Source organism: Anabaena sp. PCC 7108 (assembly GCF_000332135.1).
Classification (GTDB): Bacteria; Cyanobacteriota; Cyanobacteriia; order Cyanobacteriales; family Nostocaceae; genus Anabaena.
The window spans coordinates 3369631-3390240 of the sequence record NZ_KB235896.1 but is presented as its reverse complement, the minus strand read 5'-3'; the positions used below and the strand labels follow the sequence as shown (position 1 = coordinate 3390240).

19 protein-coding genes are annotated in these 20610 nt (G+C 39.8%); 10 read left to right on the top strand and 9 right to left on the bottom strand.

Going from position 1 to position 20610, the window contains the following annotated elements:
- Positions 1-83: 83 nt before the first annotated feature.
- Entirely contained in the window at positions 84-1328 is a 1245-nt protein-coding gene (gene ctpA / locus ANA7108_RS0116030) for a carboxyl-terminal processing protease CtpA (protein WP_016951818.1), read from the bottom strand.
- 350 nt (positions 1329-1678) lie between these two features.
- Here ctpA and petB point away from each other — a divergent pair, with 350 nt between their 5' ends.
- The 3 genes from petB to ANA7108_RS0116010 all read left to right on the top strand — a co-directional run bounded on the left by petB (position 1679) and on the right by ANA7108_RS0116010 (position 3773).
- Positions 1679-2326 (top strand): cytochrome b6, encoded by a 648-nt coding sequence (gene petB, locus ANA7108_RS0116020; protein WP_016951816.1) that lies wholly within the window; start codon positions 1679-1681, stop codon positions 2324-2326.
- 240 nt (positions 2327-2566) lie between these two features.
- Entirely contained in the window at positions 2567-3049 is a 483-nt protein-coding gene (petD, locus tag ANA7108_RS0116015; protein WP_016951815.1) for a cytochrome b6-f complex subunit IV, read from the top strand.
- Positions 3050-3329: 280 nt separating this feature from the next.
- Positions 3330-3773, top strand: coding sequence for an anti-sigma regulatory factor (locus ANA7108_RS0116010; protein WP_016951814.1), 444 nt, complete (start codon positions 3330-3332; stop codon positions 3771-3773).
- A gap of 368 nt (positions 3774-4141) precedes the next feature.
- Here the strand turns inward: ANA7108_RS0116010 and ANA7108_RS0116005 are convergent, their stop codons facing one another.
- Positions 4142-4858, bottom strand: a complete 717-nt coding sequence (locus tag ANA7108_RS0116005; RefSeq protein WP_016951813.1) for a pirin family protein — start codon at positions 4856-4858, stop codon at positions 4142-4144.
- 243 nt (positions 4859-5101) lie between these two features.
- On the opposite strand from ANA7108_RS0116005, the gene ANA7108_RS27480 reads away from it, so the two are divergent.
- A complete protein-coding gene (locus tag ANA7108_RS27480) occupies positions 5102-5284 on the top strand; it encodes a hypothetical protein (RefSeq protein WP_016951812.1) in 183 nt (60 codons plus the stop codon).
- 1 nt (position 5285) lies between these two features.
- Here ANA7108_RS27480 and ANA7108_RS0115995 read toward each other — a convergent pair whose 3' ends face one another.
- Together ANA7108_RS0115995 and ANA7108_RS0115990 are read right to left on the bottom strand one after the other, a co-directional pair.
- On the bottom strand, positions 5286-5936 hold the full coding sequence (locus tag ANA7108_RS0115995) for a PEP-CTERM sorting domain-containing protein (RefSeq protein WP_016951811.1): 651 nt from the start codon (positions 5934-5936) through the stop codon (positions 5286-5288).
- A 488-nt stretch (positions 5937-6424) separates the two neighbouring features.
- Positions 6425-6997 carry a Uma2 family endonuclease gene (locus ANA7108_RS0115990; RefSeq protein WP_016951810.1) on the bottom strand — a complete coding sequence of 191 codons (573 nt, stop codon included), beginning with the start codon at positions 6995-6997 and terminating at the stop codon, positions 6425-6427.
- Positions 6998-7262: 265 nt separating this feature from the next.
- On the opposite strand from ANA7108_RS0115990, the gene ANA7108_RS0115985 reads away from it, so the two are divergent.
- Entirely contained in the window at positions 7263-10286 is a 3024-nt protein-coding gene (locus ANA7108_RS0115985; RefSeq protein ID WP_016951809.1) for a valine--tRNA ligase, read from the top strand.
- 277 nt (positions 10287-10563) lie between these two features.
- On the top strand, positions 10564-11010 hold the full coding sequence (locus tag ANA7108_RS0115980; protein ID WP_042491108.1) for a hypothetical protein: 447 nt from the start codon (positions 10564-10566) through the stop codon (positions 11008-11010).
- 281 nt (positions 11011-11291) lie between these two features.
- Here the strand turns inward: ANA7108_RS0115980 and ANA7108_RS0115975 are convergent, their stop codons facing one another.
- Together ANA7108_RS0115975 and ANA7108_RS0115970 are read right to left on the bottom strand one after the other, a co-directional pair.
- A complete protein-coding gene (locus ANA7108_RS0115975) occupies positions 11292-13280 on the bottom strand; it encodes an AarF/ABC1/UbiB kinase family protein (RefSeq protein WP_026104228.1) in 1989 nt (662 codons plus the stop codon).
- Positions 13281-13681: 401 nt separating this feature from the next.
- On the bottom strand, positions 13682-14095 hold the full coding sequence (locus ANA7108_RS0115970; RefSeq protein ID WP_016951806.1) for a BON domain-containing protein: 414 nt from the start codon (positions 14093-14095) through the stop codon (positions 13682-13684).
- Between the two features lie 92 nt (positions 14096-14187).
- Between ANA7108_RS0115970 and ANA7108_RS30255 the strand changes: the two genes are divergently transcribed.
- Both ANA7108_RS30255 and ANA7108_RS0115965 read left to right on the top strand, forming a co-directional pair.
- Positions 14188-14325 (top strand): hypothetical protein, encoded by a 138-nt coding sequence (locus tag ANA7108_RS30255; RefSeq protein WP_158318365.1) that lies wholly within the window; start codon positions 14188-14190, stop codon positions 14323-14325.
- Between the two features lie 420 nt (positions 14326-14745).
- Positions 14746-16251: a sensor histidine kinase KdpD gene (locus ANA7108_RS0115965; protein WP_016951805.1), complete on the top strand. Its 1506-nt coding sequence runs from the start codon at positions 14746-14748 to the stop codon at positions 16249-16251.
- Positions 16252-16297: 46 nt separating this feature from the next.
- On the opposite strand, the gene ANA7108_RS0115960 is transcribed toward ANA7108_RS0115965, so the two are convergent.
- Both ANA7108_RS0115960 and ANA7108_RS0115955 read right to left on the bottom strand, forming a co-directional pair.
- The gene (locus ANA7108_RS0115960; RefSeq protein WP_016951804.1) at positions 16298-16522 is read right to left on the bottom strand and encodes a DUF167 domain-containing protein; all 225 of its coding nucleotides are present in this window, start codon (positions 16520-16522) and stop codon (positions 16298-16300) included.
- Between the two features lie 293 nt (positions 16523-16815).
- On the bottom strand, positions 16816-18084 hold the full coding sequence (locus ANA7108_RS0115955) for an FGGY-family carbohydrate kinase (RefSeq protein WP_016951803.1): 1269 nt from the start codon (positions 18082-18084) through the stop codon (positions 16816-16818).
- A 277-nt stretch (positions 18085-18361) separates the two neighbouring features.
- Between ANA7108_RS0115955 and psaM the strand changes: the two genes are divergently transcribed.
- Both psaM and ANA7108_RS0115945 read left to right on the top strand, forming a co-directional pair.
- Positions 18362-18457 (top strand): photosystem I reaction center subunit XII, encoded by a 96-nt coding sequence (psaM, locus tag ANA7108_RS0115950; RefSeq protein WP_006196319.1) that lies wholly within the window; start codon positions 18362-18364, stop codon positions 18455-18457.
- Between the two features lie 255 nt (positions 18458-18712).
- Positions 18713-19126, top strand: coding sequence for a hypothetical protein (locus ANA7108_RS0115945; protein ID WP_016951802.1), 414 nt, complete (start codon positions 18713-18715; stop codon positions 19124-19126).
- A 521-nt stretch (positions 19127-19647) separates the two neighbouring features.
- On the opposite strand, the gene ANA7108_RS0115935 is transcribed toward ANA7108_RS0115945, so the two are convergent.
- Entirely contained in the window at positions 19648-20367 is a 720-nt protein-coding gene (locus tag ANA7108_RS0115935; RefSeq protein ID WP_016951800.1) for a tetratricopeptide repeat protein, read from the bottom strand.
- Between the last annotated feature and the right edge of the window lie 243 nt (positions 20368-20610).

The following is a 20610-nucleotide window of genomic DNA, read 5'->3' as shown; positions in this document are numbered from 1 at the left end:
GCGTCCCCGCGTCCCCGCGTCCCCGCGTCCCCGCGTCACCCCATCACCGTGTCTCCGCGTCATCCCATCACCCCATCACCCCATCAAGCCTTTCCCAGTACCACCAAATTTTTAGCCAGTACTTCCACCGCTGCTTGATATTGACTATCGGCTTCTGTGCCAATTTGCAAGCGGGTAATTGGTGCTTGAGTAATTATTTTGTCTGGTTTAATACCCAACTTATTAATATCTCGATGGTTAGGAGTTTCGTATTTAGCAATTGTTACCGCCAAGCCTGAACCATCAGATAATTCAAATAAGGATTGAATGAGTCCTTTGCCAAAAGTAGTTTCACCTACTAACTGGGCGCGACCATTATCTTGCAGCGCACCTGCTAAGATTTCACTAGCGCTGGCAGTTCCTTGATTGACTAAAATCACTAAAGGGTCTTGTGTCAGGGCTGTACCGACAGCTTCAAAATTTCCTTGAAGACCTTGCCTATTGACAGTGTAGACGATTGTGCCTGAGTTTAACCATTGCCGGGCAACTTCAATTCCAGCTTGTAATAGTCCTCCTGGATTATTTCGCAAATCAAGAATGTAGGCATCAGCGCCTTTTTTCTCTAAACTAGTAATAGCGTGTGCCAATTCCATTGCGGCATTAGCATTAAATTGGGTGAGGCGGAGGTAGCCAATCGGTTGTCCTTGAGGGGATAAACGCAAATCAGCTACGACAGGATTAAGTTCAATGCGATCGCGCCTTAAGATAAATTCCTTTTCTGCCTCTCCCTCTCGTGCAATCAAGAGAGTTACAATACTACCGATTGGTCCACGCATTCGCGCCGCAGCTTCGTCAAGAGTAAGATTCTCTGTAGATAGTCCTTCAATTTTCAAAATGCGATCGCGTGGTCTGAGTCCTGCTTTATCCGCTGGAGAACCTTCTATAGGTGTGATTACTTCCAAGCCACCAGTTTCGGAATTGAGAGCAATTTGTAAACCTACACCCGTCAGTTCTCCAGAAGTATTCACTTGCAAACTGCGGTACTGCTCTGGATCTAGAAACCGAGTAAAAGGATCATTAAGGCTTTTGAGCATCTTTTGAATTGCCCCATAAGCAGCTTCTTGATTTCTCAGCGGCTTTTTTAGAGCCTTTTGCCGCACATCAGCCCAGTTTTGATGATTAAACGTCTCATCCAAATAAGAACGATTAACAATTCGCCAAACCTCAGAAACTAATTTCTGCTCCTGTGTCAAAGCTATTGCTGGTTGGATGAAAGAGCCAAAACCCAAGCAAAAAGCCAAAACTAACGAAAATCCCCGCCGCAAAACCTGTTTATTCATGAACCCCATCTTTAATTTCACCTCAACCCAAATTCCCTAAAACTGACCAAATACTCGATTGTTTATGAAATCTATCTCTCGACTATGTTACTTTTTTTATAGAAGACGTGCATTGTTCTCATCCAGTTGTTAAGCCAACTGATTTGGTTCAATCCCTCGTCATTAAAGATAAAATCTACTTTGTGACTAGCGTTTTTGGCGTTAGCTTGCAAAGGGGAAGCAATATATTCCATATTTACAGAGTGTTAAGTTTCTGAAAAAATTTAATCACTCTGAAGAAAACTCATCTTTGTGAAAATCCCAAAATTGATATTGGGAGATTTATCAACCGCAACCGATTGTTAGGAACTTGAGATTGTATGGCCAACGTTTATGACTGGTTTGAGGAACGCTTAGAACTTGAAGCGATCGCAGAAGACGTAACCAGCAAATACGTCCCTCCTCACGTAAATATATTCTACTGCCTAGGCGGAATTACCCTAGTTTGCTTTCTAATCCAGTTTGCTACTGGATTTGCGATGACATTCTACTATAAGCCAACAGTCGCTGAAGCTTATTCTTCCGTAGAGTACATCATGAATGAAGTCAACTTCGGTTGGCTAATTCGCTCCATTCACCGCTGGTCAGCCAGCATGATGGTGTTAATGATGATTCTGCACACCTTCCGGGTTTACCTCACAGGTGGTTTCAAGAAGCCCCGCGAATTGACCTGGATCAGTGGTGTCATCCTAGCTGTAATCACCGTTTCCTTCGGTGTGACAGGCTACTCCCTACCTTGGGATCAAGTTGGCTACTGGGCTGTAAAAATTGTTAGTGGTGTACCAGAAGCAATTCCCGTAGTTGGCGTTCTTATCTCCGACCTACTACGCGGTGGTTCCAGTGTTGGTCAAGCAACACTAACTCGCTACTATAGCGCTCACACCTTCGTTCTCCCTTGGTTAATTGCCGTCTTCATGTTGTTCCACTTCTTGATGATCCGCAAACAAGGTATTTCCGGTCCTTTGTAATCAGACAACCACTAGCAGAAAAGCATGATTCAGTTTCCAGATTAGTGTTGTTTGTTTTAAACTGAGAAAACATAAGTTGTAAACAAACACTACTATCTGAACCTGTAAGCGGTGAAAGTCCCCAACACTGGCCTGAAAGATTTGCCATTCCACCAGATGCACTTAGACCAGATTACCTAAACATCTGATGGCTTTCACTAAATGCTTTAACTCAACTTAAGCAGGAGAGTAAATTTAAAAATGTCAACGCAAAAAAAACCTGATCTGAGCGATCCTAATTTAAGAGCTAAACTTGCTCAAGGCATGGGACACAATTACTATGGTGAACCAGCTTGGCCAAATGATCTGCTGTACGTATTTCCTATCGTAATTATGGGGTCATTTGCTTGTATTGTGGCTCTAGCTGTTCTAGATCCAGCAATGACAGGTGAACCAGCTAATCCTTTTGCCACCCCCTTGGAAATTTTGCCAGAGTGGTATCTATACCCAGTCTTCCAGATTTTACGCTCACTACCTAACAAACTGTTAGGAGTATTAGCAATGGCTTCCGTACCCTTGGGGCTAATTCTCGTTCCCTTTATTGAGAACGTTAATAAGTTCCAAAACCCCTTCCGTCGTCCAGTAGCCACAACAGTATTTCTGTTTGGTACTTTCGTCACCTTGTGGTTAGGTATTGGTGCAGCTTTACCATTAGACAAATCTTTGACTTTGGGACTGTTCTAAATTAGTTTCCACAAAGTACCGTTACGCCTGTAAGTTTCAAGAGCATATACTAAAATTATGAGTGAGTCTAAAAACTAGCTGAATGTAAGTCATCAAAAGCCTTTTAGCTACTCACACTTCTAGTTGATATATGCTCTTGAAAACAACCAGGCGTAAACTTTGGTAGTTTAAACTGGATATGAGATTTTCAGTTTTGGATAGCAAATAAAAACTATTCCTCAATTCAAAATCGCCAAAAAACAATACCATTTTTCACTTATTTATATTTAAGTCAAGGTCAATGCTTACCACAGTGCAGCAAGACCATCTGACGGTAAAGAGCGACCTTAAGCTCTTAAACCACGTACAACAATGGTTTGAAAAATTCTCTCTCCAATATTTAGCTGAATTCGGCTGGTCAGAAAGCCAACTTTATCGCCTCAACTTAGCATTAGCAGAAGGTTTTACCAATGCTGTTCGTCACGCTCATCGAGCGCTACCACCAGAAACAGACATAGAAATTGAATTGAGTCTCTGGATTGACCGCTTAGAGATTAGAATTTGGGATCATGGTAAACCTTTTAATCCTGATGCTATAGTCGAGCCAGAGCCAGGTACTCTACAGGTAGGAGGGTACGGATGGTTTCTGCTTCGACGCTTGGCAGATCATGTTGTCTATGAACGTGCTGCTGATAGCAGAAATTGCCTACTGATTGTCAAATATTGTCTAGAAGGGCAATACTAAAAGCAAAAGAATCAAAGCCTCAGTTTTGCTACTAAGAGAACTCGAAAAAATCAATTATTCAATTTCACAAAATCAAAACAAATTTTCCTCCCTCTCCTAGAAAGTCCCCTACCCTAAAAACGTAAAGCCTTCGGCATAGCTTCGCTTACTGCGTAGCGTTCAGTAGGGATTGGGGTGTTTTTTTATTTGGAAGTTTCTAATGATTAGCACTAGTGGTCTGTCAAATATATTTTGACGGATAAAGTAATGAACCGCGAAGACGCAAAGAGCGCGTTCACGCAGTGTCCCGTAGGGATAGGAAGAAGGAAGAAGAAAGATTTTTTTATTCGTCAATTAGTTCTTGACAGACTACTAGGATTAATTTTTGTTTAAGCCAAGTCAAAAAGCAAGATTTCGGCGCTGAGGTTGGTACTAATTTCTAATTGATCTTCTCCAGTAATTTGTACTCCGTCCCCGGCTTTAAGTTCTGTCCCATTTAAAGTTACTTCACCTGTGGCTATTTGCAACCAAGCATAACGATGAGCCTGAACGTGATAATTAATAACGTCGCCCTGCTCTAAAATAGATGCGTATAAATCAATATCTTGGTGAATAGTCACCGCATTATCTCGTCCATCTTTAGCAGCAATTAAACGTAGTTTTCCCCGTTTTTCTTCTACAGAAAAAGTTTTTTGGTCATACCTGGGGGTTAATCCGAGGGTATCTGGTAACATCCAAATTTGCAGCAAGTGCAGTTCTTCAGTTTGTGAGTGATTAAATTCACTGTGCATAATACCAGTCCCCGCACTCATAATTTGTGCGTCACCGGGACGAATTACCGAACCTGTACCCAAACTATCTTTATGTTCAACCGCACCTGACAAGACATAAGTGAGTATTTCCATATCTCTATGTCCGTGAGTAGGAAATCCAGCCCCAGCGGCAATTCTGTCATCATTTATGACTCGCAGAGAACGAAATCCCATGCGGCTGGAATCATGAAAATGACTGAAAGAAAATGTATGATAACTATCTAACCAGTCAATCTGACTATGACCGCGTGCATTTCGATCATGAATTATGTAGTTAACTGTATTTTGAGACATGATTTAACCTCACTGTTAAAGATGTATTTAATTGCCGAAATAACCAACTTTGATGTTGATAAACAAACTGGTAAATCGGCTTTGAACTATTACTATAGTAAACCATACCCCTTTATAATAAAAAGTACGCACTTATAAGTGCTGTAGTTACCAAAAAGATACTATTTTTGATAAAATTTATGTTGTTAAAGCAATACCTTGTCCAAATCGAAAAAAATCTTGATTTGTAGGTTGGGTTGAAGCATGAAACCCAACAAATGCGTCGGGTTGCGCTGTCGCTTAACCCAACCTACAAAAAATATACAAGGTATTGTTAAAGAAAAAGCATTATCTGATCAAGATTATTTTCGGGCAAGAATAAAAAGTAAAAATGCCATGTTTAGAGTTAACACGGCAGAGATTGAATTATATTTAGTTGTTAATTAATTTACGCTTTAACTGCGGCGGTTTGCTTGCGTTTGCGAAGTGAGGTAACGCCAAAAGCACCTAAGCCTAAGATACCAATGAGAGAAGCGGGTTCGGGAACAGAAGTTGGAGATGATTGATATTGATAAATAAGGTTATCAACGTATAATTCATTCCCATTTAAAGGTGTGTCAATGGTTGCATAGGCAATTGAATTACTTCCTGCATTTAAACCAATGAAACCAGTTGCAAAAGGACTACCAGGCAATGTTGTCCAGTCTAGAGTAAGACTTTCGATTAAATTATTGACATTGTCAAAAATGCTAAGAGTAATGTCAGCATTATTGGCAGCGAAATCAAGACCAAAAGCAGATACTGGATTAAGAAAATCAAAACGGATTACCGATGCGTCGTTCCCATCATAATAAGTATTTCCATTGAGTGAACCATACGAACCAATATTAAGTACTACGCCGTTGGTTACGGTTAGATTGCCATCAGTAGCAACTGTGCTGCTTGGTGCAGAGCTTGCAAAATCAAAATTAACTGCATCAGGATTAAAATCAGAACGATTAATACTAGCAGCTTGAGCGTTTGCTGCTAAACCCAGCGTGATAACTGCTGCACCTGCGGTAGCCATCGATAACTTTTGCAATACATTTACTGTAGTCATAGTATTGTTTCCCTGAAAAACTAGTTTTTTTCTTGCCTTCAATGCCACTGATATTAATACGGTTTAGAAACCCGTAACAAGCATTTTTTAGCAACTTCACAGAAAATTTACTGAGATAAAAAACTACCATTTTATGGGGGGGGGGTAGGATTAAACACTTGTAACATAAGGCTTTCAAGCACATGAATAGTAGATTTACTTGCTACCAATATATAAAATTTTAATGAACCTGGTAAAACACTTGTTTATATGCAGTTGAGGATCAGACATTTCTTTGGTTCTTGGTGCATGGGTGCGATTCTAGAATAAGTTATAGCGGTTCTCGGTTGACTGAGATACAAGAACCCCTCCCCCGCAGTCGCCTCAACGGGGGGAACCCCGCACAGCGCTGCTCCCCGCAAGCGATGAGGGGACTATGATGTATCTCATCCAAGTGCATACCGCTATATGGTTAGTGTTTATGATATTTTCTGGATTTTGTCTGAGTATCAAACATTAATAACATCTTCATATATATCAGCTACTATCATAGTCAAATCAACCGAATCTAAATATAAGCTATCATCTCGATTTATAAAGGTTTGGATTGTCCAATTGCCTGGTTGATTTTGACGATAAACTTCTACTTTGACTTCATCCTGAGAAATTAATACATATTCCCGTAAACTTGATAAAGTTCGGTAATTAACTAGTTTTTCCCGTCTATCTATAGCTTCTGTGCTTGGTGATAAAACTTCTATAATTAAACAAGGATAATTCAAATAATAACGGTCTTGATCTTCTGGATTACAAGTAACTGTAACATCAGGATAGTAAAATATATTCTTATTTTCACTAGCTAAATTGATCCTCACTTTCATGTCAGACATAAAGACATTGCACGAACTACCGCGCAAGTCGGAACGTAGTCTACTGGCAACATTCAAAGTAATTATATTGTGTTCTTTGCTACCTCCAGCCATCGCAAAGACTTCACCGCCAAAATATTCATGACGAATATCGGTAGATTGTTCTAATTTCAGATATTCTTCAACAGTGAAAAGGTATAGAGGGGACTGCATGATTTTTACCTTTTTAATAATTCTAGAATTATTGTAAGTAAGTTGGCGTGAGAAATCCGGGTTACGCAAGAAGTGTCACACCAAAAATCTATTGTAAGGTGCGTCAGATATCAAAAATCTGTTTATTTACTAGATTTATGCAGTCTGACGCACCTTACTAATGTGCCAGTTACGTAAGTCCTGAAAATATAGAAGCAGATTCACAATCCTCTTCCAAGGCTGTGGCAAAATTGATCAGAGTCCAAACAAATTGATTATTCCCAGCATGACCGCAACTATTCCTAATCTCCCCAGTCTCTATGAACCCTTCTCCACAGAAGCCAAATGGCAAAAATTCTGGGAAGAAAACCAAGTCTACAAAGCAGACCCCAACCACAAGGGCGAACCATACTGTATCGTCATTCCTCCCCCAAATGTGACCGGCAGTTTGCACATGGGTCACGCCTTTGAAAGTGCGTTGATTGATACCCTCGTGCGCTACCATCGCATGAAAGGACGCAATACCCTCTGGCTACCCGGAACTGACCACGCCAGCATTGCTGTACAAACCATTCTGGAAAAGCAACTCAAGGCTGAAGGTAAAACTCGCAATGACTTGGGACGTGAAAAATTCCTAGAACGCGCTTGGCAATGGAAAGCCGAATCTGGAGGTACAATTGTTAATCAACTGCGACGTTTAGGTGTTTCGGTTGACTGGACGCGGGAACGTTTCACTTTAGATGCAGGTTTATCAAAAGCTGTTGTAGAAGCATTTATCCGCCTGTATGATGAAAAGTTGATTTATCGCGGTAACTATTTGGTTAACTGGTGTCCCGCTTCTCAGTCTGCGGTGTCTGATTTGGAAGTGGAACCAAAAGAGGTAAATGGTAATCTTTGGTACTTCCGCTATCCTTTGAGTGATGGTTCTGGTTTTGTAGAAGTGGCGACAACTCGACCAGAAACGATGTTAGGTGATACCGGAGTTGCGGTTAATCCCGGAGATGAAAGGTATAAACATTTAATTGGGAAAACCCTGACTTTGCCAATTATGAACCGGGAAATCCCGATTATTGGTGATGAATTGGTTGACCCGGCTTTTGGTACAGGTTGCGTGAAAGTGACTCCAGCCCATGACCCGAATGATTTTGAAATGGGTAAACGTCATGATTTGCCGGTTATCAATATTATGAATAAAGACGGCACTATGAACGAAAATGCCGGTGAGTTTCAAGGACAAGACCGCTTTGTAGCTAGGAAAAATGTGATTTCTCGCCTAGAAGCAGACGGTGTTTTGGTGAAGATAGAAGATTATAAACATACTGTACCTTATAGCGATCGCGGAAAAGTCCCTGTTGAACCTCTACTTTCTACTCAGTGGTTTGTCAAAATTCGCCCCCTTGCTGATAAAACTCTGGAATTTTTAGATAATCAAAATTCACCAGATTTCGTTCCCCAACGCTGGACTAAAGTTTATCGTGATTGGTTAGTAAATCTGCGTGACTGGTGTATTTCCCGTCAACTTTGGTGGGGTCATCAAATCCCTGCTTGGTACGCTATCAGTGAAACCGGTGGACAAATCACCGACTCAACACCCCATATCGTAGCCCGAAATGAAGCGGAAGCTTGGGAAAAAGCCAAATCACAATTTGGAGAAAATGTTCAATTAGAACAAGACCCCGATGTTTTAGATACTTGGTTTTCTTCTGGTTTATGGCCATTTTCAACTTTAGGTTGGCCAGAACAAACCCCAGATTTAGCAACTTATTATCCCAATGCAACCTTAGTCACAGGTTTTGATATCATCTTTTTCTGGGTTGCTAGAATGACAATGCTGGCGGGACATTTCACCGGACAAATGCCGTTTAAAACTGTTTATATTCACGGCTTAGTCAGAGATGAAAATAATAAGAAAATGTCGAAATCGGCAAATAATGGTATTGACCCGTTATTGCTAATTGCCAAATATGGAACTGATGCTTTACGGTATACCTTAATTAAAGAAGTCGCTGGGGCTGGTCAAGATATTCGTTTAGAATATGACCGTAAAAAAGATGAATCAATATCTGTAGAAGCTTCTCGTAACTTTGCGAATAAGTTATGGAATGCTGCCAGATTTGTGATGATGAATTTGGATGGGCAAACTCCAGCCCAATTGGGTAAACCTGAACCTACAGAACTCAGTGATAAATGGATTATTTCTCGTTATCATCAAGTAGTTAAACAAACCACTAATGATATTGATAATTACGGTTTAGGAGAAGCGGCTAAGGGACTTTATGAGTTTATTTGGGGTGATTTTTGTGATTGGTATATTGAATTAGTAAAATCCAGATTACAGAAAGATGCAAATCCCGTATCTCGCCAAGTTGCCCAGCAAATATTGGCTTATATATTAGAAGGAATTTTAAAATTACTTCATCCCTTAATGCCTCATATCACTGAAGAAATTTGGCAAACTCTCACTCAACAACCAGTAGAAAATACCCAAGTTTTAGCTTTACAAGCTTATCCTGAAGCGGATGAACAATTAATTGACACAATATTAGAAGAACAGTTTGAATTGTTAATTAATACTATTCGCACAATTCGCAATTTACGGGCGGAAGCTGACATCAAACCAGGTGCAAAAATCACGGCTAATTTGCAAAGTGAAAGCGAAAAGGAACGTTTTATCCTTAATGCTGGACAGTCTTATATTCAAGATTTGGCCAAGGTAGAAACTTTAACTATTACTGACAAAACTCTGATTGATGGACAAAAAAGCCAACCTATCATAAATAAATCTGTTTTTCAGGGTTTAAAAACTATTGGCTTAATTATCGTCCTACTCGTTTTCTTAAGAGTTGCGATTATTGTCGGAAATGCAATCTTGCGTCTTCCTATTTTTGGGACTTTCTTTGAAACTGTCGGTCTTGGTTATGCAGGTTGGTTTATTGTCTACAACATACTCAATGCTAAAAATAGACAAAAGTTATTGGCAAATTTGCCCCAACTGACTGATAGCCAAAATATATCACAGCCAGAAGCCACTCAAACCCAGGAATCAGACAATTCTATTGCTGGTGTTGTCGGTACTGTCCAAGTGGTAATTCCCTTAAAAGGGGTTGTCGATATTGAAGCTCTCCGTGCCAAACTAGAGAAAAGTATCAGCAAAGCCGAAGCTGAAGCTGCATCTTTAAGTTATAGACTGAGTAATCCTAAGTTTGTGGATAAAGCTCCTGCAGATGTAGTACAGGGTGTGCGTGATGCTTTAATAGAGGCTGAGAAACAAGCGGAAATTTTGCGCGATCGCTTGCGTACTGTAGTATAGAGTATGGCTACTGGGTAATTGGGAAATTTTTAACTTCTCAATTATCCATAGGACTTACGCAAGTGTCACACTAAAAATCTATTGTAGGGTGCTTTACTACTGCATAAATCCTGCAAATAAACAGATTGTTGATATCTGACGCACCCTACCAATGTGCCAGTTGCGTAAGTCCTGATCCATTACTAAATATTTTTATTTTCTTTTTACAGAAATTAAAGACTAAAAATATTTTCTGGTAATTTTGAATGTTGAATTTTGAATGGGGAGCGCAGCGAGAATGCTATACCTAGCCCAAGTACGTAAAAACGAATTTTTAGACCAGTACCAATTACACTTATTAGCAAGTCAGGAAACTGAATATTGTTGGTCAATGATTTCCGAAGAGGCTTTTATTCTCCTGGGAAAAGGAAATACCTTGAGTGAAAAAATGCTGGTTTTAGTAGAACTTTCCCCTACAGGTGAAGTTGAAATCATTGAAGATGCTACCAAATGGATAATGAATGTAGTGAAAACCTATCTCACTACTGGTATTACTCCAGAATTTCTACAACAGGAAGCAGATAAGGCAGAAAATTGGCGACAATCTCTAACTTTGCAAAACCAAGATTTAGCACGTCGTTCCTTGGAGTTAGAAGCTCGTCGTGAACAAATTCAAGCCTTAGAAGAAAGTATCCAACGGGAAAAAAATGATCAACAACATGATCAAGAACAAGAAAATTCCTAAGCACTACTCAAGTGACTGGAATTCTTGAAAAGTCCAAAAACCAACTTTTAATATAACCCCATATCTAATACCGCTTCACTTTAATTTTGCTACAAATATACAGACGCAGTAAAGGGAAGATTTATTTGTAGCTGTAATTAAGTGAATTGATATAAAATCAGGGGTTATTTTGGGTTTTGAATGGTTTTTCTGGCCAATCATATCAACAGACAGGGCAGTTAGGACACCAAAATACTTTTCCCACTGTCACCTGTTAAGAGTCACCTGTTATACCTATTTTATTATGACGTTAACAACTGCCGAATTAAGCTTGTTAAAGCTTTTTGTGTAAAGCGACTAGCAATTTTTTGCCCTAAATGATGTACTCCGGGATTAACAAGTATTTGAGCTAATTGGGGAGCAATTCGAGTCGGATCAAAACCTTTAGTTTGTCGGAGAATGCCTAAAATGCGTTTGATATTATCTAAGGTTTGTTGTTGTTCTACTGTTGCACTGGGTATTTCATTAACTGCTGTTAAACCTACCCTTTCTTTCAGCACATAAGTGAAATTATGCAAAACATTTTTGCTGACAGCGTCAATTCCATTGATAAACTCATCTACCAACCTGTCACGAATAAATGCACCCCGTTCCGAAGATAGAAACTCTATGCCCTGATTTAGTACTAAGCTTAAATCGTATTCTTGATTTTTTCGCGCATTTGTTAACAAGTTTTCTAGACGATTCCAACGGAATTTACCATCTTTGAATAGTAACTCTTGCAATGATGTTCTCAGTTCATCTGCTGGATCTGTTAACAGGCGTTTAGAAACGTAAGGATAAGCTTCACTGAGAACTTTGAAATTGGGATCGATATAAATAGCAATACCTTCCAATGTCACCAAAGAACGAATAATTAAAGCGTAGTAAGCTGGTACTCGGAAAGGATATTCATACATTAAAGCTGATAAATCATCGGTGATGCTTTTAATGTTGAGTTCGGCAACACTTGCACCTTGAGCGTTAGCAAATACTCTTGCAAATGCCGGAACAATTGGTGTTAAGTCGGTTTCTGGGGTGAGAAATTCTAATTTAACGTAGTCTTGTGCTAATAAGTCAAAATCACGGTTAACGACGTGAACTATCGCTTCAATTAAACCGTAACGCTGTGGTGGCTTAATTTCACTCATCATCCCGAAGTCAAGATAAGCCAATTTACCATCAAAGGTAGCTAACAAATTACCAGGGTGAGGGTCAGCATGGAAAAACCCATGTTCTAATAATTGACGTAGAGAACACTGTACACCTATTTCAATTAAGTAACGGGCGTTGATACCCAGTTCCTGAAGTTCTTTTGTTTGTGTTAATTTAATCCCGTTTATCCACTCCATCGTCAACACACGACGATTGGTGTATTCCCAATAAATTTTCGGTACATATATATCTTGCATATGACCGTATAATTCAAAGAATCGCTCGGCATTTTCGCCTTCATGGATGTAGTCCATTTCTTCAAAAATGCGATCGCCCAATTCATCTAAAATCCCGACTAAATCACTGCGTACCCGTTTGACTTTTCTCTGCACTAAACCAGCTAAATAGCGCAAAATATACAAGTCAATCGTGATACTTTCTCGCAAATCTGGACGCTGGACTTTAATCGCTACTTCTTCCCCAGTTTTGAGCTTACCTTTATAAACTTGTCCCAAGGAAGCCGCTGCAATTGGCTCAATGGATATTTCTGCGTAAATATTCTCTGGGGTTGCTCCTAGCTCTTCTTCGATAAACTGGTAAGCTATTTCATTAGCAAAAGGTGGTAATTGATCTTGTAATTTAGTTAATTCTTCCAGATACACCGGAGGAACTAAATCCGGCCTGGTAGACAAGGCCTGACCAATTTTGATGTAAGCAGGCCCCAACTTGGTCAGCAAAATTCTTAATTCAGTTGCTCGTCGGCTATCATTTTTAACAACAATTCCCCGTTGCTTATCCCACCATGTCCCCAAAACGAAGGACAAAATTGGTTGCAAAACTGCCAAAATTCGCCGAAAAACTTGCCAAGGTTTGTTTTCGTAATGTGCGCGAATCTCTTCAGGATTATATAGTAGTGCTTCTGTTTCAGCCTTAGCTGTAACTAGTATTGTCTGTTTTTGTGATGCCGAAAATCTTGGCGAATTGTTAACCAAGCTTTGTGTAACATTTTTTGATACTACTTCAATCACGGACAATTCGCCTACGTGACTGTCCTCTGGACTTGATCGGGAACTAGGGGGAAGTGTCTTAACTATCATGAAGAAAGCCACCGTTTTGATGAACGTTGTTAAGTATTGTAACAATATATTGCCACTTCAGCATATTCCTATATCAACAATTCAGTTAATTAAAGCCACAAATTGATCTTCTTGTCCCGCTATCTCCGCATTAGCCGTAATTATAAGTCTTAAACCAAACAAGATATGACTTCTGAAGTCTGATGTAAATTAAGTACCTGTGCAAAATTAATTGAACATTTTAACAATACCTAAACCAATCAATTTCGTAGGGGCAAACCCCCTGTTGCTACCCGAAATAGCGGGGTAGGCACGGGGACTCCTACATTCAATCCAAATCTTTTATATAATTAATTTTGCCTACGTACTTATGACGTGGAACAGGCAAGATGCCTGTCACGTGAACTTTGTGATTTATAAGCTTATGGCTTTTTCACAGGTGTAACTTTTGCTTCTACTTTGACGCTTTTTACACCTTTGACTTCCTTAACCAAAGTTTCAGCTTTTTTGAGTTCTTCTTGAGAATCAGCTGCACCTTTAAGGACAATTTCACCTTCTTTGTTCTCTACTTCTAACTTATTGCTAGGTAAAGCTTCCTTTAATTTTTTGCTAACTTCGGTTTTGAGGTCGCTGGTAGCGGTGGTAGTCCCCGGAGTAACTTTTGTAGTTGTGTTTTCTGGTGTAGTTTGTGTAGTTTCTGATGCAGGTTTTGCAGGTACAGAAGGAGCTTCACTACTTGTACCAGGAGTTTCTAAACCAGTTTTAGGAGCTTCTTGGCAACCAATAACGCCAGCTACTAAAATGCCACTAACGAGGAAGGGAATTAGGTTTTTCATGTTTATCTTCCAATTGAGTACTTGAAGCGATTTATTGAGAATGTGTGATGCCCAGGAGCGAATCTTAAAAAAGAAATTAAACGATAATACTAGTGCTTAAGCAAGCACCAGGTTTGTTGAAGATTGAAGATTGGACAACTTTTAGCGGCTTAAATCTATCAGCCTATTCTGACAAGCGCCAATTCAATTTTCTCGATGGTTACAGACTTGTGGGGACTGGTATTTGGTAACTGACTCTCTATTAGGATCTGAGTTAGAGTCTTAGCAGCTTTTTAAGGGTAGATTGTGCTGTCCCACATAGGTCATTTGATGTTATCAGATTTGGAGCAGTTTGATGCATTTTCAATCACAATTTTCATTAAGATGTGCGGTGATTGAGAAAAAAGTAATTAGCTGATATCAGGTTTGCTTAATTACTTGTCAACAGGATGCTTTGTGTTTAATCTAATTATCAAGTATTGAATCGAAAACAAGATAACTCTACGGTCTCCTGCCCTTTAAAATTATCAATACAGGGGAAATTTCGCCTCAATTGTTCGGTTCTACGACTGTCATTAGTACAGAAATCACTATAACCTCATGAGTATGTAGTGCAATGTTTGCTTTAGCTTCTGTAAGACGCTGTTGAATCAATAAAGGGGTGAAAACCTGTGTACGAATGGATCTTGCCAAGTTTGAGAGAAGTTTTAGCCCAAAGCCAATCAAGTATGGCTGCTTGTTCATCTGCCAAAGCAGAGCAGCAATGGCGCATTAGTTTGGCAGCCACAGAGCATTTACTACTCAATACTTTAGCAATAACTGCGCCTGACATCACTCAGGGTTTAGTTTTAACTGCACCATCACCCTTATTTAGTCAACCAAAACTCACTCAAAGTTTACGAACAGTCACTTTTACCGCAAAACCTTTTAATCCCTTAGCTTTGATGCCATTTCACGTTTCACCAGCCATGGGAGGGAGTGCAGTACCAGAAGCGATGTCTTCTGTCGGTAACCCTATGGGAGTGATAGGCTACGGCTACGAACCGGATGAAATCAATCCTGATGAATCTATCTTACCTTTATTACCTGCTGATCCTCTGGGATCAGAGCGGTTTTGCTTGGTATTCACAGAAAAATTTAGATTAGTTCTGGTTTTGTCAGAACACAAAAGCGGTAAAAAAGAATTTTTATTTTCCTTTGACCCAGAGGTAGTGCAACAAGCTTGGAGATCGCTTGGCGCTAGGGTAATGTTGACTAATCCAGAATTATTTGCTGATTTGGATGTTTTAGTCGAAAAATATGCCCCAGTTGCACCAAACTATCACACCATAATTCAATTTAGTCAGTTGCTGCTTCAGGAATTAGCAGAGCCAGAAACGGATAAAGTCACACATATTCCTCTTATTTCCTCATCTCAGCATATTCCTGTTTCCTCGTCAGCAAAACCATCTTCTCGTCCCGATGTAGAATTACTGCAAGCTTTTGCTCACGAAGTCCGCACTCCACTAACAACAATTCGCACTTTGACCCGTTTGTTACTCAAGCGCAAGGATTTACCCAATACTGTAATTAATCGCTTAGGAGTTATTGATCACGAATGTACGGAGCAAATAGATCGCATGGAGTTGCTGTTTAAAGCAGCCGAATTAGAAACTTGTGCTACAGCTAAATCTGCAAAAACACAACTAACGCCCATGTCTCTAGATCAAGTATTGCAGCAAAGTATCCCTCGTTGGCAACAAGCCGCAACTCGACGAAATTTAACTTTAGATGTGGCTTTACCTCAGCAATTGCCAACGGTGGTCAGTAATCCCGCTATGCTAGATCGAGTACTGACTGGCTTAATGGAAAATTTTACCCGCAGTTTACCTCCCGGTAGTTCTATTCAAGTTCAGGTGATTCCCGCAGGTAATCAACTCAAGCTACAATTATCCCCACAACTGGATTGTCACAATACAACCAGAACTGCAACATTCCCTATTCGTAAATCTCTAGGTCAATTATTAATGTTCCAACCGGAAACAGGAACGATTAGCTTAAATATAGCAGCAACTAAGCATCTGTTTCAGGCGATTGGTGGTAAGTTAATTGTGCGTCAGAATCCTCAATGTGGAGAAGTGTTGACGATTTTTTTACCTTTGGAAGTTACCGTTAAAGAAAAACTAGTAACTAATTGAATAATTAATCTCCAACTTAATTTAGTGGAAAGTTTAAAACTATATTTTATAGATCATCAATTTCTACGATTTTTTGCCGAGATGATAAACCAGTCTTAATTCTGATATAGGATTTAGGTACATCAAACTTTTCTGCCAAAAGCTTAATTAACTCTTCATTGGCTTTACCATCAACTGGTGGTGATTTTAAATTTACAATTAAACTGCCATCTTCTTGTTCTAAAATTTTCTGTTGTTTGGAATTTGGTTTAACTTTGACTTTTTTTTGCATAATACTAATTACTGATTACATCTTTAATAATTAAAAATTCTCAATTAAGATAGAACTTACGCAAAAACTCTCCCAAACTCTTATTCCTCTTTGTCCTCTGAGGCATCCTTTACGGGAGTCGTCAGGAATACGTTTATTCATGATAAAAGCGTAATACCAATTTTATGTGAGGTTGCACATAATTCTGAAATCCATTGATTTATCCGCGTTTATCTGCGTGCATCCGCGTACCTATGCCTACGGCACGCTTTGCGAACGGGAAGCAAGCTACAATTATTCTATGCAGCTTCATATTAATGTGATTTAGAAGTTGCTGATTTCTGCATGGCTAAAAGTGCAGTTCCATAAGCGGCTTCTATATTTGTAGAAGCAGTAACAGGAATTTTTAAACATCTGCCTCTAATACTCATCCAAGCAGAATTGGCCGCACCACCACCCGCAGTATAAACGTGAGTTAATTGGTCTGCTCCTAAATTTTGTAATAATTCATAACCACGGGTTTCTATTCGCGCCATGCTTTCTAACAAGCCATGTAAAAACTCTCCAGGATTGTCTGGACGAGGTTCTAGTCTGGGAAGTAGTTGGGGATCATTAATGGGAAAGCGATCGCCTGACTTCAACAACGGATAATAATCTAATTGACTCGGTTTTGATACATCAATATTCCGACTTAAGCTAACTAATTCCTCATCAGTGAAAAAAGTTTTTAACACTGCACCACCTGTATTAGAAGCACCCCCTGTCAGCCACAAATCTCCTAAACGATGGCTGTAAATTCCATATCGCGCATCTTCGACACGGGTACGACTCAAAAGTTTGAGTACCAAAGTTGAACCTAAAGACGTTACGGCTTCCCCCGGTAATTTTGCCCCACTAGCCAGAAAAGCCGCAATGCTATCAGTTGTACCTGCACACACCAAACAATCACGCCTTAAACCGAATTTAGAGGCAATTTCTGGACGTAATTCGCCAATGGGTGTACCAGGTGCTAAAACCTGCGGTAACTGAATCGGAATTTGTAATTTTTCTAGCCATTGTGGATATTGGAAATTTTCTACGTCATAACCTAGCTTCAAAGCGTTATGATAATCGCTTATTCCTAGTTGTCCATGCAGCAAAAAAGCCAGCCAATCGGCTTGATGTAGTAAATATCTAGCTTGGGTAAAAGAAGGTAATTGCTGCATCCACAAAAGTTTAGCCAGACTGGAAGTTGCAGTCAATACGGTGTGGTGGGGTGGTGCAATGTGGATTAAATCCTTTAACACAGTTGATCCTCGTCCATCGTTGTACAACAATGGCGCATCTACCGGCTGACCAGTGGCATCTGTGAGCAAGATTGTGGAAGAAGTACCGTTGATAGCTATCGCTTCAATTTGCTTCCCCAATGCCCCTGGAATTGCGGCTAATAGCCTCAATAAAGCTTTTTCCCAACAAGTTGCCCAATCAGCATCAGTCGCCATTTCCCAAGGATGACGCATCTGGGAAATAATCTTCCCTTCATCATCAATCACCATACCCCTTGCGCCAGAAGTCCCAAAGTCAATACCTAAGTACAAAGTCATAAGCCATAAATTTACCTGTTTACGAGTTCATGAAGTAGAAGCAGGGTGCAGGGGGCAGGGAGAAAGAGGGTTTTAATCTACTTAATTGCTGATCAAACAAACTCTCCCTATCTCCGCGTCCCCGTGTCTCCTCCTCTCCGCGTCACCCCATTACCCCATCACCCCAACCTGGTTTTTGTTGCATCTTGTTACAACATATTCCCCAATCTTGGCAAAACAGTGAAAAGTAGTAAACGAAGTGTTAATCATCTATTTTGACGTTAGGAGGGTTTCCACCATGCCTATATCTGATACTCAAGTGTATATCGCTCTAGCTGTGGCTCTAATTCCAGGCATTCTAGCTTGGCGTTTAGCTACTGAACTTTACAAATAAAGCTCAGATGTGACACGTTCACACGACTAATCACCCTGGCGGTAGAGGGTACATTTTCCAACCACTTGGGGCTTTAAGCTGTAAGTTATGTTGGCAAAATGTACTTGCATATCCCAGGGAATTTTTTTTTAATCATGTAACACTGGTAGAAATTTTCAAAAAATGAAGTAATATGGCAGCTAAATCAAGCCGCAATTAGCGCCAGTTTGCTTTTGACGGTGCTTCCCTTCAACCAGCGAGGCTCTTTTTAGCATCATGAACGCGTTTCAACCATCCAGACCCCCGCTACAACCAGTAGAACCACCTCGTCGATCTTTATCTCGACCAAAAAAACATCTTCGCCAACGTTCTTACCAGGTGATGGCGCTGGAAACCACAGCCAAGATAACTGTTAACTTGGTCATTGCTACAGCAGCAGTATCTGCCTTGGTACAACTTTTGCCTTATCACTGGTTACAACAAGACAAGTTGCGAGAAATTCGCACAGAAGTCAAGCTGGTAGAAGGACGTGTCAATACTTTACGAGCAGAATTTAGCCGCAACTTTGATCCCCAACAAGCTAAGAGTATTAGGCAAGAACAATCATACCGATTTGATCCCCGTCAGCGCCAAATAGTGCTGATTAATCCAGATCGAAAAAATGCTGAACAATCAGATTCTACGCCTTAAACTAATGTGAGGTGATTTGTGCTTCTGGCTCAGAATAAAACACACAAAAATATAATTTTAACTGCTAGTAGTTAATAATTAATCATTGAAGAATTATCAGAAATTAAAGAGTTTAACTAATTCACAATTACGAATTAGTTAAATCTTTTAATCAATGCTGGGGGTTTAATTCCCCTGCCTCTACAGGCAGCAAGTTTTGTGTCGGGGTCTAAATCCCCGTTGCAAAACTTAATTACATTACGAATTACGAATTACGAATTACGAATTACGTTCGCGTAGCGTTTCCGTAGGAAATATTACGAATTACGAATTACGTTCGCGTAGCGTTTCCGTAGGAAATATTACGAATTACGAATTACGAATTACGAATTATTTTAATTTTGTTAGCCTAGCCTGCCTTAAGCCGTATTTTAAATAGTGATTATCTATTGGCAAATTAGCGGAACAGGTCTGCTATTTGCCAATTCAAAGTTAAAAAATGCTTTTTTAGAAATTGTAAACACTGTTGAAAAAGCTACGAATTAGTTTAAATAAGGATTCAGTAACTCGTTTAACCAGTTTTCTAGTTGTAACCGTAGACGGTAAACAGAAATATCATGATTATTATCGAGGGAGTTTAGATGTGAAAGGGATCTGTAATAATCAGCGATCGCACAATTCCAGTCACCCCAAAGATGATAAGTTCTACCCCGTTCAGCCCAAATATTACCTTGTAGCTGGCCAAACAGTAGTACCATCTCAAAATTATCAATTGCCTCCGCGTACTGCGACAAATCACGCAAAGTAATGCCTCTGTTAATCCAAGCACGAACATGACGGGGATTCAAATCTAGGGCTTGATCGTAGTCAGTTAGTGCTGCTACTAACTCCCCACCAGCAGCATAGTAATTAGCCCGGTTATTATAAGCACTAGCTAACTTGGGATTGAGTTGCATTGCTGTGTTGTAGTCACGCAGAGCTTTTTGAGAATCCCCACTTTGAAAATAAATCAGCCCTCGGTTATTGTAATTAACTGCATTGTCGGGATAACTGTTGATAAGTTCGCTTAACAAAGCGATCGCTTCAATGTAATCTCCTTGTTGAGCTAACTTTAAAGCACAAGAGCGTAAGTAAGTATTTTCTAGCTCCGATTCCTTGTGACGTTTTGCTCTGGTAATTTGCGTATATAAAGTATTTTTATTAACACTATTGCCACGTTGATTTTGTTGACTACCAGAAGCTAGAAAGGAGTGATGATCCATATTTTCCTGCTTGAGCTACTTGCTCGGTGAAATCAAATTATAGTTTTTCGCCTATGAGTGGGTTTGGAACTGTGACACAGTTCAGTGGTCTTTTTTACTTAAAGGACTGAATTGAACCTAGTTTGAAAAAGTTCTGAGTACTTTAGACACCTGGAAAGTAGTTTCCCGCAGGTTGTGCTGAGTAAAAAATTCCAGTTGCTACTCTTTAGCCCTTAATTCCTTTTTCATCGGTTCTGGTGTACC